Origin of the sequence: Pseudomonas sp. 9.2(2024), assembly GCF_039695385.1 — a bacterium.
In the GTDB taxonomy this organism is placed as follows: Bacteria; Pseudomonadota; Gammaproteobacteria; order Pseudomonadales; family Pseudomonadaceae; genus Aquipseudomonas; species Aquipseudomonas paraglycinae.
Genome location: NZ_CP155585.1, coordinates 1,145,153 through 1,159,141 on the forward strand (window position 1 = coordinate 1,145,153; position 13,989 = coordinate 1,159,141).

Here is a 13,989-nt window from a genome sequence, read left to right on the forward strand (position 1 = left end):
GAATTTTTACAGCATGCGACAAGGTTCGGGTGCTGGCGGTATGGCCGGGAATGCTCCTGCTTTTCGCGCCGCAAATACCGCATGAACCAAAGACCAGGATCGTTGAATTGACGTGAGTTGGGTCCGGGCCTGTATTGGGGCTCAACGAGTTTGGCGAAGCTCAGGAGGGGTTTGCCGAACGTCCTCAAGAGTATGAAGAACTTATGGCTAAGCGTGACTATTACGAAGTGTTGGGTGTTGAGCGCGGCTCAAGCGAAGCAGACCTGAAAAAGGCCTATCGCCGTCTGGCGATGAAGCATCACCCGGACCGTAATCCCGATGACAAAGCGTCGGAAGAACTGTTCAAAGAGGCCAACGAAGCCTACGAAGTGCTGTCCGATTCCAGCAAGCGTGCAGCGTACGACCAGTACGGTCATGCCGGCGTCGACCCGAGCATGGGTGGCGGCGGTGCAGGCTTCGGCGGTCAGAACTTCTCCGACATCTTCGGTGATGTCTTTAGTGACTTCTTCGGTGGCGGTCGCGGCGGTTCCCGTGGCGGCGCCCAGCGTGGCAGCGATTTGCGCTACACCCTGGAGCTGAACCTGGAAGAGGCGGTGCGCGGTACCACCGTGAATATCCGCGTTCCGACACTGGTCAACTGCAAGCCTTGCGATGGTTCGGGCGCGAAGAAAGGCTCGTCGCCTTCGACTTGCCCGACTTGCGGCGGCATCGGTCAGGTGCGCATGCAGCAAGGCTTCTTCTCGGTGCAGCAGACCTGCCCGCGCTGCCATGGCCAGGGCAAGATCATTTCCGATCCATGCGACTCCTGCCACGGTGACGGTCGCGTTGAAGAGTACAAAACCCTCTCCGTCAAAGTGCCGGCCGGTGTCGACACTGGCGACCGCATTCGTCTGTCCGGCGAAGGCGAGGCGGGCACTCAGGGTGGGCCGACCGGCGACCTGTACGTGGTGATCAACGTCCGCGAACACGACATCTTCCAGCGCGACGGCAAGCACCTGTTCTGCGAAGTGCCGATCAGCTTCGTCGACGCAGCCCTGGGCGGCGAGCTGGAAATTCCGACCCTCGACGGTCGCGTAAAACTGAAGATTCCGGAAGGGACGCAGACCGGCAAGCAGTTCCGCGTACGCGGCAAGGGCGTTGCGCCGGTGCGTGGTGGTGGTGCAGGCGACCTGATGTGTCGTGTGGCCGTTGAGACCCCGGTCAATCTGAACCGTCGTCAGCGTGAGCTGCTGGAAGAGTTCCGCAGCTCCCTGGCGGACGACAACAGCCATTCCCCGAAAACCACCGGTTGGTTCGACGGTGTGAAGCGCTTCTTCGGCGATCTGTAAGGAGTCGGCATGCGACGTATAGCTGTGATGGGCGCTGCCGGGCGCATGGGCAAGATTCTGGTCGAGGCGGTGCAGCAGCGCGCGCCGCTGACCGGTCTGACGGCTGCGATTGTCCGTCCTGGCAGTACGCTGATCGGTGTGGATGCCGGAGAGCTGGCTTCGCTCGGTCGAATCGGCGTGCCGCTGTCCGGGAATCTGGAATCAGTGGCGGAAGAGTTCGATGTGTTGATCGACTTCACCCTGCCGGAAGTGATGCTGAAAAACCTGGCCTTCTGCCGCAAGGCCGGCAAGGCGATGGTGATCGGCACGACCGGGCTGGATGCTGCGCAGAAGCAATTGCTGGCCGACGCGGGCAAGGATATCCCGATCGTCTTCGCCGCCAACTTCAGTGTCGGCGTCAATCTGTCGCTGAAGCTGCTCGACATGGCGGCACGGGTGTTGGCGGATGATGCGGACATCGAAATCATCGAAGCCCATCACCGGCACAAGATTGATGCGCCGTCGGGTACGGCCCTGCGCATGGGTGAAGTGATCGCCAATGCGCTGGATCGTGATCTGCAGAAAGTCGCAGTCTATGGTCGTGAAGGCCACACCGGTGCTCGTGAGCGCGAAACCATCGGTTTCGCCACTGTTCGCGGTGGTGATGTGGTGGGTGATCACACGGTGTTGTTCGCCTGCGAGGGCGAGCGACTGGAGATCACGCACAAGGCTTCGAGTCGCATGACGTTCGCCAAGGGCGCGGTGCGTGCGGCGTTGTGGCTGGATGCTCGTGAGCCTGGTTTGTACGACATGCAGGACGTGCTCGACCTGCATTGAGATGTTCTGAAGCCGGCGCAAACGCCCTGTTTGCGCCGGTTTTACTCCGCCGAGCGACGCCCTGTCGCATTCTCCGGCCTTTCGGCCTCATTGGCGGTAGACCAAAAAACCCTTTTTCTGTAAGCTACAGCTTTAGTGTGTCCACTAAAAGCGCGCAGAATAATTCAGTGAAGAAGCGGGGTGACGTGTCCATACGTCACTCCGCTTTTTTACAACCTGCGATTGCCCTTTCATGCGTTATTTACGGGAGGTCTTCTTGACTAAGCCAGCCATACTCGCCCTTGCTGATGGCAGCATTTTTCGCGGCGAAGCCATTGGAGCCGACGGTCAGACCGTTGGTGAGGTGGTGTTCAACACCGCAATGACCGGCTATCAGGAAATCCTTACCGATCCTTCCTACGCCCAACAGATCGTTACCCTGACTTACCCGCACATCGGCAACACCGGCACCACGCCGGAAGATGCCGAGTCCGATCGCGTCTGGTCCGCTGGCCTGGTCATCCGTGACCTGCCGCTGGTAGCGAGCAACTGGCGTAACACGATGTCCCTGTCCGATTACCTGAAAGCCAACAACGTTGTGGCGATCGCCGGTATCGACACCCGCCGCCTGACCCGCATCCTGCGTGAAAAAGGCGCACAGAACGGCTGCATCATGGCCGGCGACAACATCTCCGAAGAAGCGGCCATCGCCGCGGCGCAAGGCTTCCCGGGCCTGAAGGGCATGGACCTGGCGAAAGTCGTCAGCACCAAGACCCAATACGAATGGCGCTCCACTGTCTGGGATCTGAAAACCGACAGCCACGCGACCATCGAAGCCTCCGAGCTGCCTTACCACGTGGTTGCCTATGACTACGGCGTCAAGGTCAACATCCTGCGCATGCTGGTCGAGCGCGGCTGCCGCGTCACTGTTGTTCCAGCGCAAACTCCGGCTGCCGACGTACTGGCTCTGAAACCGGACGGCGTGTTCCTGTCCAACGGCCCTGGTGATCCGGAGCCTTGCGACTACGCGATCAAGGCGATCAAGGAAGTACTGGAAACCGAAATTCCGGTCTTCGGCATCTGCCTCGGCCACCAGCTGCTGGCTCTGGCCTCCGGTGCCAAGACCCTGAAAATGGGCCACGGCCACCACGGTGCCAACCACCCGGTGCAGGATCTGGACACGGGCGTCGTGATGATCACCAGCCAGAACCACGGCTTCGCGGTTGACGAAGAAACCCTGCCAGCCAACGTCCGCGCGATCCACAAATCGCTGTTCGACGGCACCCTGCAAGGTATCGAGCGCACCGACAAGAGCGCGTTCAGCTTCCAGGGTCACCCTGAAGCGAGCCCGGGCCCGAACGATGTGGCCCCTCTGTTTGACCGCTTCATCAACGAGATGGCCAAGCGACGCTAAGCGCTCGCCTTGAGACTGTAGCGAGAAGCCCCTCGAGGGCGGCCCCGGAACCGGCGGCCCCCTCGGGACTTCAGAAATCGATCAAGACGGCTTGCCGACTGACCTGCGGATTTGAGTGACAAACCCATGCCAAAACGTACAGACATTAAAAGCATCCTGATTCTCGGCGCTGGCCCGATCGTTATCGGCCAGGCCTGCGAATTCGACTACTCCGGCGCCCAGGCCTGTAAAGCCCTGCGCGAAGAGGGTTACCGCGTCATCCTGGTGAACTCCAACCCGGCCACCATCATGACCGACCCGGACATGGCCGACGCCACCTATATCGAGCCGATCAAGTGGCAGACCGTTGCCAAGATCATCGAAAAAGAGCGTCCGGATGCCGTGCTGCCAACCATGGGCGGCCAGACTGCTCTGAACTGCGCCCTGGACCTGGAGCGCGAAGGCGTTCTGGAGAAGTTCGGCGTAGAGATGATCGGTGCCAACGCCGACACCATCGACAAGGCTGAAGACCGTTCGCGTTTCGACAAGGCGATGAAGGCCATTGGCCTGGAATGCCCGCGTTCCGGTATCGCCCACAGCATGGAAGAAGCCAACGCGGTGCTCGAGCGCCTGGGCTTCCCGTGCATCATTCGTCCGTCCTTCACCATGGGCGGCACCGGTGGCGGTATCGCTTACAACCGTGAAGAGTTCGAAGAAATCTGCGCCCGTGGTCTGGACCTGTCGCCAACCAAGGAACTGCTGATCGACGAATCGCTGATCGGCTGGAAAGAATATGAAATGGAAGTTGTCCGCGACAAAAAGGACAACTGCATCATCGTCTGCTCGATCGAAAACTTCGACCCGATGGGCGTGCACACCGGTGACTCGATCACCGTTGCCCCGGCTCAGACCCTGACTGACAAGGAATACCAGATCCTGCGTAACGCCTCGCTGGCGGTACTGCGCGAGATCGGCGTCGAGACCGGCGGTTCCAACGTGCAGTTCGGTATCTGCCCGGACACCGGCCGCATGGTCGTGATCGAGATGAACCCGCGTGTATCCCGCTCGTCGGCTCTGGCCTCGAAAGCCACCGGTTTCCCGATCGCCAAGATCGCGGCCAAGCTGGCCGTCGGTTACACCCTCGACGAACTGCAGAACGACATCACCGGCGGCCGTACCCCGGCGTCCTTCGAGCCGTCCATCGACTACGTCGTGACCAAGCTGCCGCGCTTCGCCTTCGAGAAGTTCGCCAACGCTGACGCGCGCCTGACCACCCAGATGAAGTCGGTCGGTGAAGTCATGGCCATCGGCCGTACCTTCCAGGAATCCCTGCAGAAAGCCCTGCGCGGTCTGGAAGTGGGCGTTTGCGGTCTGGACGAGAAAGTCGACCTGAGCAACCCGGAAAGCATGAGCGTGCTCAAGCGCGAACTGACCGTGCCGGGCGCCGAGCGTATCTGGTACGTGGCGGACGCCTTCCGCGCCGGCATGACCGTCGAAGAAATCTTCGGCATGAACATGATCGATCCGTGGTTCCTGGTGCAGATCGAAGACCTGATCAAGGACGAAGAGAAGGTCAAGACCCTCGGTTTGTCCGCTATCGACCGCGATCTGATGTACAAGCTCAAGCGCAAAGGTTTCTCCGACCAGCGTCTGGCCAAGCTGCTGGGCGTCACCGAGAAAAACCTGCGCACTCACCGCCACAAGCTGGAAGTGTTCCCGGTCTACAAGCGCGTGGACACCTGCGCGGCCGAGTTCGCCACCGACACCGCCTATCTGTACTCGACCTACGAGGAAGAGTGCGAAGCTGCGCCGTCCGGTCGCGACAAAATCATCATCCTCGGCGGTGGCCCGAACCGTATCGGTCAGGGCATCGAGTTCGACTACTGCTGCGTTCACGCGGCACTGGCGCTGCGCGATGACGGTTACGAGACCATCATGGTCAACTGCAACCCGGAAACCGTTTCCACTGACTACGACACTTCCGATCGTCTGTACTTCGAACCAGTGACCCTGGAAGACGTGCTGGAAATCTGCCGCGTCGAGAAGCCGAAAGGCGTGATCGTCCAGTACGGCGGCCAGACGCCTCTGAAGCTGGCTCGTGCTCTGGAAGCGGCCGGCGTGCCGATCATCGGCACCAGCCCTGACGCCATCGACCGTGCGGAAGACCGTGAGCGCTTCCAGCAAATGGTCGAGCGCCTGAACCTGCGTCAGCCACCAAACGCCACCGTGCGCAGCGAAGACGAAGCCGTTCGCGCTGCCGCGAAGATCGGTTACCCGCTGGTGGTGCGTCCGTCCTATGTACTGGGCGGCCGGGCGATGGAAATCGTTTACAAGGAAGAAGAACTCAAGCGTTACCTGCGTGACGCGGTGCAAGTGTCGAACGACAGCCCGGTGCTGCTCGACCACTTCCTCAACTGCGCCATCGAGATGGACGTGGATGCGGTCTGCGACGGCAAGGACGTAGTGATCGGCGCGATCATGCAGCACATCGAACAGGCGGGCGTTCACTCCGGTGACTCCGCGTGCTCGCTGCCGCCGTACTCGCTGCCGGCGCACATCCAGGACGAGATGCGCGAACAGGTCAAGAAAATGGCCCTGGAGCTGGGCGTGGTCGGCCTGATGAACGTTCAGTTGGCGCTGCAAGGCGAAGACATCTACGTCATCGAAGTCAACCCGCGTGCTTCCCGTACCGTACCGTTCGTGTCGAAGTGCATCGGTATTTCCCTGGCAATGGTCGCGGCTCGCGTGATGGCCGGTAAAACCCTGAAGGAAATCGGCTTCACCAAGGAAATCATTCCGAACTTCTACAGCGTGAAAGAGGCGGTGTTCCCGTTCGCCAAGTTCCCAGGTGTTGACCCGATCCTCGGCCCAGAGATGAAGTCCACCGGTGAAGTGATGGGCGTCGGCGACACCTTCGGCGAAGCCTTTGCCAAAGCCCAGATGGGCGCCAGCGAAGTGCTGCCGACCGGCGGTACCGCATTCATCAGCGTGCGCGACGATGACAAGCCACTGGTTGCAGGCGTGGCCCGTGATCTGATCAACTTGGGCTTCGAAGTCGTCGCCACTGCCGGCACTGCCAAGCTGATCGAAGCCGCAGGTCTGAAAGTGCGTCGCGTGAACAAGGTGACCGAGGGTCGTCCGCACGTGGTCGACATGATCAAGAATGACGAAGTCACCCTGATCATCAACACCACCGAAGGTCGCCAGTCGATCGCCGATTCCTATTCCATTCGCCGTAACGCCTTGCAGCACAAGATTTACTGCACCACCACCATTGCTGCTGGCGAAGCTATCTGCGAAGCGCTGAAGTTCGGTCCCGAGAAGACCGTACGCCGCTTGCAGGATCTACACGCAGGATTGAAGGCATGAATAAATACCCAATGACCGTCCAGGGCTCCAAGGCCCTGGAAGAAGAGCATGCTCACCTGACCAAGGTCGTTCGTCCGAAGCTCAGCCAGGACATCGGTACGGCCCGCGAGTTGGGTGATTTGAAAGAAAACGCTGAATACCATGCTGCGCGCGAACAGCAAGGCATGGTCGAGGCGCGGATCCGTGACATCGAAGGTCGCCTGCAGAACGCGGTGATCATTGACGTGACGACCATTCCGCACACCGGCAAAGTGATTTTCGGCACTACCGTCGAAATCGCCAACGTCGAGACTGATGAAAGCGTGACTTACCAGATCGTGGGTGAGGATGAGGCGGACATCAAACTCGGCAAGATTTCGGTCGGCTCGCCGATCGCTCGCGCCTTGATTGCCAAGGAAGAGGGCGATACGGTCGTCGTGAAAACGCCAGGTGGCGATATCGAGTACGAGATTGTCGAAGTCCGTCACATCTGAGGGTGGGCGCCCGCTGCATGCGGGCGCGATGCTCTGGCAACTGGCCCAGATGTTGTGGGTCGGTGGCCTGTGGTTGGTACATCTCGGTCTGCGGCCGGTGCTGGGTCGGATTGGCCTGGCTCCGCTGCTGATCGACGAAGTTGCAAGTACGTTTGAAGTGGCGGTAGTGGGTTTTGCCGTCGCGTGTGTGATATTTCAGGCTTTGGTGCTGGTACAGGCCGAGGGCCTTGCCAGTCTATGGCGGGATTTTCGCGGGCAGGTGTTGCTGATGGCGTTGTATGCGTGTGCGATGTTTGTCGCAGTGCGTGTCGGCTGGCCGGATGCGCAGCGCTGGCAGGTGTTCAGCTTTCTTGTGTTGGGTTTTTCCGGGTTGGTGCTGGTATTGCAGCCGGTGCCGGGATGGAGTGGCAGGGTGCGCGAAGCACACCCTTGACCCTCGCCATCACTTGAAGCGATGGACGTTCGACAGCTGCTTGTTGACGCTGAAGTTCTTGCGGTAAATCAGTGCCATCTTGCCGATGACTTGCACCAGATCGGCCTTGCCGGTCTTGCACAGCTCTGCAACGGACGCCAGGCGCGCCTCGCGATCGAGGATGTTGAGCTTGATCTTGATCAGCTCGTGATCTGCCAATGCGCGTTCGAGTTCGGCTAGAACACCCTCAGTCAAACCGTTGTCAGCCACAGTCAGAACTGGTTTCAGGTGGTGGCCAATGGATTTGTACTGTTTCTTCTGCTCTGGAGTGAGCGGCATAATCTGACCCTTTCGTCTGGATTCTGTAAAATGGCGGCCATTTTACCCGAGGGCTCGTGGATCCGCCCAATTAATCACGACCCTAATCAACGAGGTGCCCAATGGCGCGTTCCAAGACAAGCCTTGGTTGGCTGAAAAGACATGTCAATGATCCCTATGTGAAGCAAGCGCAGAAGGATGGCTACCGCTCGCGTGCGAGTTACAAGCTTCTGGAGATCCAGGAGAAATACAAACTGATCCGTCCGGGCATGAACGTCGTCGACCTCGGCGCGGCGCCTGGCGGCTGGTCGCAGGTCACCAGCCGGCTGATCGGTGGTCAGGGGCGATTGATCGCCTCGGACATCCTGGAAATGGACAGCATTCCGGACGTGACTTTCATTCAGGGTGACTTCACCGAGGATGCAGTGCTCGCTCAGATCCTTGAGGCTGTGGGTAATTCGCAGGTGGACCTTGTGATTTCCGATATGGCCCCCAATATGAGTGGTACGCCTGAAGTGGATATGCCAAAAGCCATGTTCCTTTGCGAGCTGGCGCTTGATCTGGCGGAGCGGATTCTCAAGCCGGGTGGCAATTTCGTGATCAAGATTTTTCAGGGCGAAGGGTTCGATGTTTACCTGAAGGATGCTCGAAAGAAGTTCGACAAGATCCAGATGATCAAGCCGGACTCCTCTCGTGGCAGCTCTCGCGAGCAGTACATGCTGGCTTGGGGCTATCGCGGTCGTAGCGAGTAAAACGAGGTTTTTTGGCGGGGTGATAGGTTTTTCGTATTTCGCCCCGCGCGCATAAGCGAATATTGTGTAGAAAGTGTTTCACAAAGGGTTACAGACGGCGCCTGCCAGAGCTGTAGGTAATGTAGTAAGTTAGGCCGGTGAATATCATGCGAAGCGCGCGCCAGTAGCGGAGCTTGCTTCAGAGGGTAGTTAATTGAACGATATGGCAAAGAATCTGATCCTGTGGTTGATCATCGCGGCTGTCCTGGTGACGGTGATGAACAACTTCTCCAGCCCTAACGAGCCGCAGACCCTCAACTATTCCGACTTCATCCAGCAGGTCAAGGATGGCAAGGTCGAGCGCGTGGCCGTCGACGGCTACGTGATTACCGGCAAGCGCAACGATGGCGACAGCTTCAAGACCATTCGTCCGGCAATCCAGGACAATGGCCTGATCGGCGATCTTGTCGACAACCACGTTGTAGTCGAAGGCAAGCAGCCTGAGCAGCAAAGCATCTGGACCCAGCTTCTGGTGGCCAGCTTCCCGATCCTGGTGATCATCGCGGTGTTCATGTTCTTCATGCGCCAGATGCAGGGCGGTGCGGGCGGCAAGGGCGGGCCGATGAGCTTTGGCAAGAGCAAGGCGCGTCTGCTGTCCGAAGATCAGGTGAAAACCACCCTGGCTGACGTTGCCGGTTGCGACGAAGCCAAGGAAGAAGTGGGCGAACTGGTCGAGTTCCTCCGTGATCCGGGCAAGTTCCAGCGCCTGGGCGGCCGCATTCCTCGCGGCGTGCTGATGGTCGGCCCTCCGGGTACCGGTAAAACCTTGCTGGCCAAGGCGATTGCCGGCGAAGCCAAAGTGCCGTTCTTCACCATTTCCGGTTCCGACTTCGTCGAAATGTTCGTAGGTGTCGGTGCCAGCCGCGTTCGTGACATGTTCGAACAGGCCAAGAAACACGCTCCGTGCATTATCTTCATCGACGAGATCGACGCCGTTGGTCGCCATCGTGGTGCGGGCATGGGTGGCGGTCACGACGAGCGCGAACAGACGCTCAACCAGTTGCTGGTCGAGATGGACGGTTTCGAAATGAATGACGGCATCATCGTCATCGCTGCGACCAACCGTCCTGACGTGCTGGACCCTGCGTTGCTGCGACCTGGTCGTTTCGACCGTCAGGTGGTGGTTGGTTTGCCGGACATCCGTGGTCGTGAGCAGATCCTCAAGGTTCACATGCGTAAAGTGCCAATGGGTGACGACGTTGCTCCGGCCGTTATCGCACGTGGTACTCCGGGGTTCTCCGGTGCCGATCTGGCGAACCTGGTCAACGAGGCTTCGCTGTTCGCCGCCCGTGCCGGCAAGCGCATCGTCGAAATGAAAGAGTTCGAACTGGCCAAAGACAAGATCATGATGGGCGCCGAGCGCAAATCCATGGTCATGTCCGAGAAGGAAAAGCAGAACACCGCTTATCACGAAGCAGGCCACGCCATTGTTGGTCGCGTCGTGCCCGAGCATGATCCGGTCTACAAGGTGTCGATCATCCCGCGCGGTCGTGCGCTGGGTGTGACCATGTTCCTGCCGGAAGAGGATCGCTACAGTCTGTCCAAGCGTGCGCTGATCAGTCAGATCTGCTCGCTGTACGGCGGCCGTATTGCTGAAGAGATGACTTTGGGCTTCGACGGTGTGACCACAGGTGCATCCAACGACATCATGCGCGCGAGTCAGATTGCGCGGAACATGGTGACCAAGTGGGGTCTGTCGGAAAAACTCGGTCCGTTGATGTACGCCGAAGAAGAGGGTGAAGTATTCCTCGGTCGCGGCGGTGGCGGTCAGAATGCGAGCTTCTCCGGTGAGACAGCCAAGCTGATCGACTCCGAAGTGCGCAGCATCATCGATCAGTGCTATGGCACCGCCAAGCAGATCCTTACGGACAATCGCGACAAGCTCGATGCCATGGCGGATGCCCTGATGAAGTACGAGACGATCGATGCCGAACAGATCGACGACATCATGGCCGGTCGTACACCTCGCGAGCCTCGCGACTGGTCGGACGGTACCGGTACTGGTACGCCTCCTGTCATTCAGGGCGAGCGTCCGGAAACACCGATTGGCGGTCCGGCTGCCGACGTTTAAGGTTTGAAATGACTTCTGTACAGTCCCTGACCCGGTTGCCTTGCGGCAACCGGGTTCTTGATTTGGCCCGGACGCATGTCATGGGCATTCTCAATGTCACTCCCGATTCATTTTCCGACGGTGGCCGATACAGCCAGCTCGATGCGGCCTTGCGTCATGCCGAAACCATGGTTGCGGCGGGTGCAACGCTGATCGATGTGGGTGGGGAGTCAACCCGGCCCGGCGCGCGGGCGGTTTCTCCATTGGAGGAGCTGGAACGTGTCGCTCCTGTCGTTGAGCTGATCAACCGCGAGCTGGATGTGGTCATATCGGTCGATACGTCCACTCCGGCGGTCATGCGCGAAACAGCGCGGTTGGGTGCCGGTTTGATCAACGACGTTCGTTCGCTACGGCGGGATGGCGCGTTGGATGCTGCTGCTGCCACCGGGTTGCCTGTATGTCTCATGCATATGCTCGGCGAGCCTGGCGACATGCAGGATGATCCGCGTTATCAGGATGTCACCCGGGAAGTGGGCGAATTTCTCGCCGAGCGCATGGCTCAGTGTGAGGTGGCAGGTATTCCGGCCGAGCGGATCATTCTTGATCCGGGCTTCGGCTTCGCCAAAACCCTGCAGCACAATCTAAGCTTGTTCAAGCATATGGAAGCCCTGCATGCGCTGGGGCGGCCACTGTTGGTGGGCGTTTCGCGCAAAAGCATGATCGGTCACGCATTGAATCGCCCGGTGGGCGAGCGTCTATACGGTGGTTTGGCACTGGCTGCACTGGCGTCGGTGAAGGGTGCGCGTATATTGCGCGTCCATGATGTGGCGGAAACGGTGGACGTGGTGCGAATGCTCGCAGCCGTGGAATCAGCCGAATAAGAATGATGGAGCACTTATGAGCAAGAAATATTTTGGTACTGACGGCATTCGTGGTCGTGTCGGGGAATATCCGATTACTCCTGACTTCATGCTCAAGCTCGGCTGGGCTGCCGGCATGGCCTTTCGCAAGATGGGCGCCTGCAAGGTGCTGGTCGGCAAGGACACGCGGATTTCCGGCTACATGTTCGAGTCGGCCCTTGAGGCCGGCCTGACTTCCGCAGGTGCTGATGTGATGCTGCTCGGTCCGATGCCGACTCCGGCCATCGCCTATTTGTCGCGTACATTCCAGGCCGAGGCCGGAATCGTGATCAGCGCATCGCACAATCCGCATGACGACAACGGCATCAAGTTTTTCTCCGGCAGAGGTACCAAACTGCCTGATGAGCTGGAGCTGATGATCGAAGAGCTGCTCGATACGCCGATGACGGTCGTTGAGTCGAGCAAGATCGGCAAGGTTTCGCGAATCAATGATGCGTCCGGTCGCTATATCGAGTTCTGCAAGAGTTCTGTACCGACGGGTACCAGTTTTTCTGGCCTGAAAATTGTCATCGACTGCGCACACGGAGCAACCTACAAGGTCGCACCGAGCGTTTTCCGTGAGCTGGGTGCCGAAGTCGTGGTGCTGTCCGCGCAGCCCAATGGTCTGAATATCAACGACAACTGTGGCTCCACTCACATGGGGCAGTTGCAGGCGGCGGTGCTGTCGGAGCACGCTGACCTGGGGATCGCATTCGACGGCGATGGCGACCGGGTGTTGATGGTTGATCACACGGGTGCGATTGTTGATGGCGATGAGCTGATCTTCATTATTGCGCGCGATCTGCATGAGCGAGGCAAGTTGCAGGGGGGGGTGGTCGGTACGCTGATGAGCAATCTGGGTCTGGAGCTGGCTCTGGCGGATCTGGGTATTCCTTTTGTGCGTGCAAATGTCGGCGACCGCTATGTGATTGCCGAATTGCTGGAGCGTGATTGGCTGGTCGGGGGCGAGAACTCCGGACATGTCGTCTGCTTCAATCACACGACGACTGGCGATGCGATCATCGCGGCGTTGCAGGTGTTGATGGCGTTGAAAGCCCGTAACGAAGGTTTGGCGCAAACGCGCCAGGCCCTGCGCAAGTGTCCTCAGGTGCTGATCAATGTACGTTTCGGCGGTGGCGACAGCCCGCTTGATCATCCGGCTGTCAAGGAAGCCAGCAAGCGTGTGACCGAGGCGATGGCGGGTCGTGGCCGTGTGCTTTTGCGCAAGTCCGGGACAGAGCCTCTGGTGCGTGTGATGGTCGAAGGTGAGGACGAAACCCAGGTTCGTGGCTATGCCGAAGAACTGGCAAAACTGGTAACTGAAGTTTCTGCCTGATTCGGCTTGCCAGCCTTGATTGTGTTGGGTAACATCTGCGCCCACTTTGACCGACGAGGTACAGCATGCGTCGCCCTATGGTAGCTGGTAACTGGAAGATGCACGGTACCCGCGCCAGCGTCGCTGAGCTGATCAACGGCCTTCGTCATCTGGCCTTGCCAAGCGGTGTTGATGTCGCGGTATTCCCGCCTTGCTTGTATATCAATCAAGTGATTGATGGCTTGAAAGGCAAATCGATTTCGGTCGGTGCGCAGAACTCTGCGGTGGAATCCATGCAAGGTGCGTTGACGGGCGAGATTGCGCCGAGTCAGTTGGTGGATGCAGGTTGTTCCCTGGTGCTTGTCGGGCACTCCGAACGCCGTCAGATCATGGGCGAGCGAGACGGAATGCTGAATCGCAAGTTCGCAGCGGCACAGGCATGTGGCTTGATTCCGGTGTTGTGCGTAGGGGAGACCCTGGAGCAGCGTGAAGCCGGAAAAACTCTTGAGGTTGTCGGGCGTCAGCTGGGCAGTATCATCGAGGAGCTGGGTGTCGGTGCTTTTGCCAACGCAGTGATCGCTTACGAGCCGGTCTGGGCGATTGGTACTGGACTGACTGCAACGCCGCAACAGGCTCAGGATGTGCATAAAGCCATTCGCGAGCAGTTGGCGGCAGAGAATTCTGAAGTGGCACGAGGTGTGCGGCTTCTATACGGCGGCAGCGTGAAGGCGGCCAATGCGGTCGAACTGTTCGGCATGCCGGATATCGATGGGGGGCTCATTGGTGGAGCTTCCCTGAATGCAGATGAGTTCGGTGCGATTTGTCGCGCCGCGGGAAACTGAAAAA

Annotated in this window: 12 protein-coding genes; 11 read left to right on the forward strand and 1 reads right to left on the reverse strand. The window is 59.1% G+C overall.

The window, feature by feature from the left end:
• Positions 1-203 precede the first annotated feature (203 nt).
• The 6 genes from dnaJ (at position 204) to ABFB52_RS05040 (ending at position 7,791) form a co-directional block, all read left to right on the forward strand.
• Entirely contained in the window at positions 204-1,328 is a 1,125-nt protein-coding gene (dnaJ, locus tag ABFB52_RS05015) for a molecular chaperone DnaJ (protein ID WP_007953765.1), read from the forward strand.
• Positions 1,329-1,337: 9 nt separating this feature from the next.
• Positions 1,338-2,144: a 4-hydroxy-tetrahydrodipicolinate reductase gene (gene dapB / locus ABFB52_RS05020; protein ID WP_085746881.1), complete on the forward strand. Its 807-nt coding sequence runs from the start codon at positions 1,338-1,340 to the stop codon at positions 2,142-2,144.
• 256 nt (positions 2,145-2,400) lie between these two features.
• Positions 2,401-3,537, forward strand: coding sequence for a glutamine-hydrolyzing carbamoyl-phosphate synthase small subunit (gene carA / locus ABFB52_RS05025; protein WP_007953761.1), 1,137 nt, complete (start codon positions 2,401-2,403; stop codon positions 3,535-3,537).
• Positions 3,538-3,663: 126 nt separating this feature from the next.
• Positions 3,664-6,885 carry a carbamoyl-phosphate synthase large subunit gene (gene carB / locus ABFB52_RS05030; RefSeq protein WP_039769162.1) on the forward strand — a complete coding sequence of 1,074 codons (3,222 nt, stop codon included), beginning with the start codon at positions 3,664-3,666 and terminating at the stop codon, positions 6,883-6,885.
• A complete protein-coding gene (gene greA / locus ABFB52_RS05035) occupies positions 6,882-7,358 on the forward strand; it encodes a transcription elongation factor GreA (RefSeq protein WP_007953757.1) in 477 nt (158 codons plus the stop codon). Before carB ends, greA begins: the two co-directional genes overlap by 4 nt.
• Before the next feature lie 28 nt (positions 7,359-7,386).
• A complete protein-coding gene (locus ABFB52_RS05040) occupies positions 7,387-7,791 on the forward strand; it encodes an MFS transporter (protein ID WP_085746882.1) in 405 nt (134 codons plus the stop codon).
• Positions 7,792-7,800: 9 nt separating this feature from the next.
• Here ABFB52_RS05040 and ABFB52_RS05045 read toward each other — a convergent pair whose 3' ends face one another.
• Positions 7,801-8,109 (reverse strand): YhbY family RNA-binding protein, encoded by a 309-nt coding sequence (locus ABFB52_RS05045; RefSeq protein ID WP_007953753.1) that lies wholly within the window; start codon positions 8,107-8,109, stop codon positions 7,801-7,803.
• Between the two features lie 101 nt (positions 8,110-8,210).
• Here ABFB52_RS05045 and rlmE point away from each other — a divergent pair, with 101 nt between their 5' ends.
• The 5 genes from rlmE (at position 8,211) to tpiA (ending at position 13,985) form a co-directional block, all read left to right on the forward strand.
• Entirely contained in the window at positions 8,211-8,840 is a 630-nt protein-coding gene (gene rlmE / locus ABFB52_RS05050; RefSeq protein ID WP_007953751.1) for a 23S rRNA (uridine(2552)-2'-O)-methyltransferase RlmE, read from the forward strand.
• 202 nt (positions 8,841-9,042) lie between these two features.
• Positions 9,043-10,950 carry an ATP-dependent zinc metalloprotease FtsH gene (gene ftsH / locus ABFB52_RS05055; RefSeq protein ID WP_129972372.1) on the forward strand — a complete coding sequence of 636 codons (1,908 nt, stop codon included), beginning with the start codon at positions 9,043-9,045 and terminating at the stop codon, positions 10,948-10,950.
• Positions 10,951-10,958: 8 nt separating this feature from the next.
• The gene (gene folP, locus ABFB52_RS05060; protein WP_085746883.1) at positions 10,959-11,810 is read left to right on the forward strand and encodes a dihydropteroate synthase; all 852 of its coding nucleotides are present in this window, start codon (positions 10,959-10,961) and stop codon (positions 11,808-11,810) included.
• A 16-nt stretch (positions 11,811-11,826) separates the two neighbouring features.
• Positions 11,827-13,164: a phosphoglucosamine mutase gene (gene glmM, locus ABFB52_RS05065; RefSeq protein ID WP_085746884.1), complete on the forward strand. Its 1,338-nt coding sequence runs from the start codon at positions 11,827-11,829 to the stop codon at positions 13,162-13,164.
• A gap of 65 nt (positions 13,165-13,229) precedes the next feature.
• The gene (tpiA, locus tag ABFB52_RS05070) at positions 13,230-13,985 is read left to right on the forward strand and encodes a triose-phosphate isomerase (RefSeq protein WP_007953744.1); all 756 of its coding nucleotides are present in this window, start codon (positions 13,230-13,232) and stop codon (positions 13,983-13,985) included.
• The last annotated feature ends 4 nt before the right edge of the window (positions 13,986-13,989 follow it).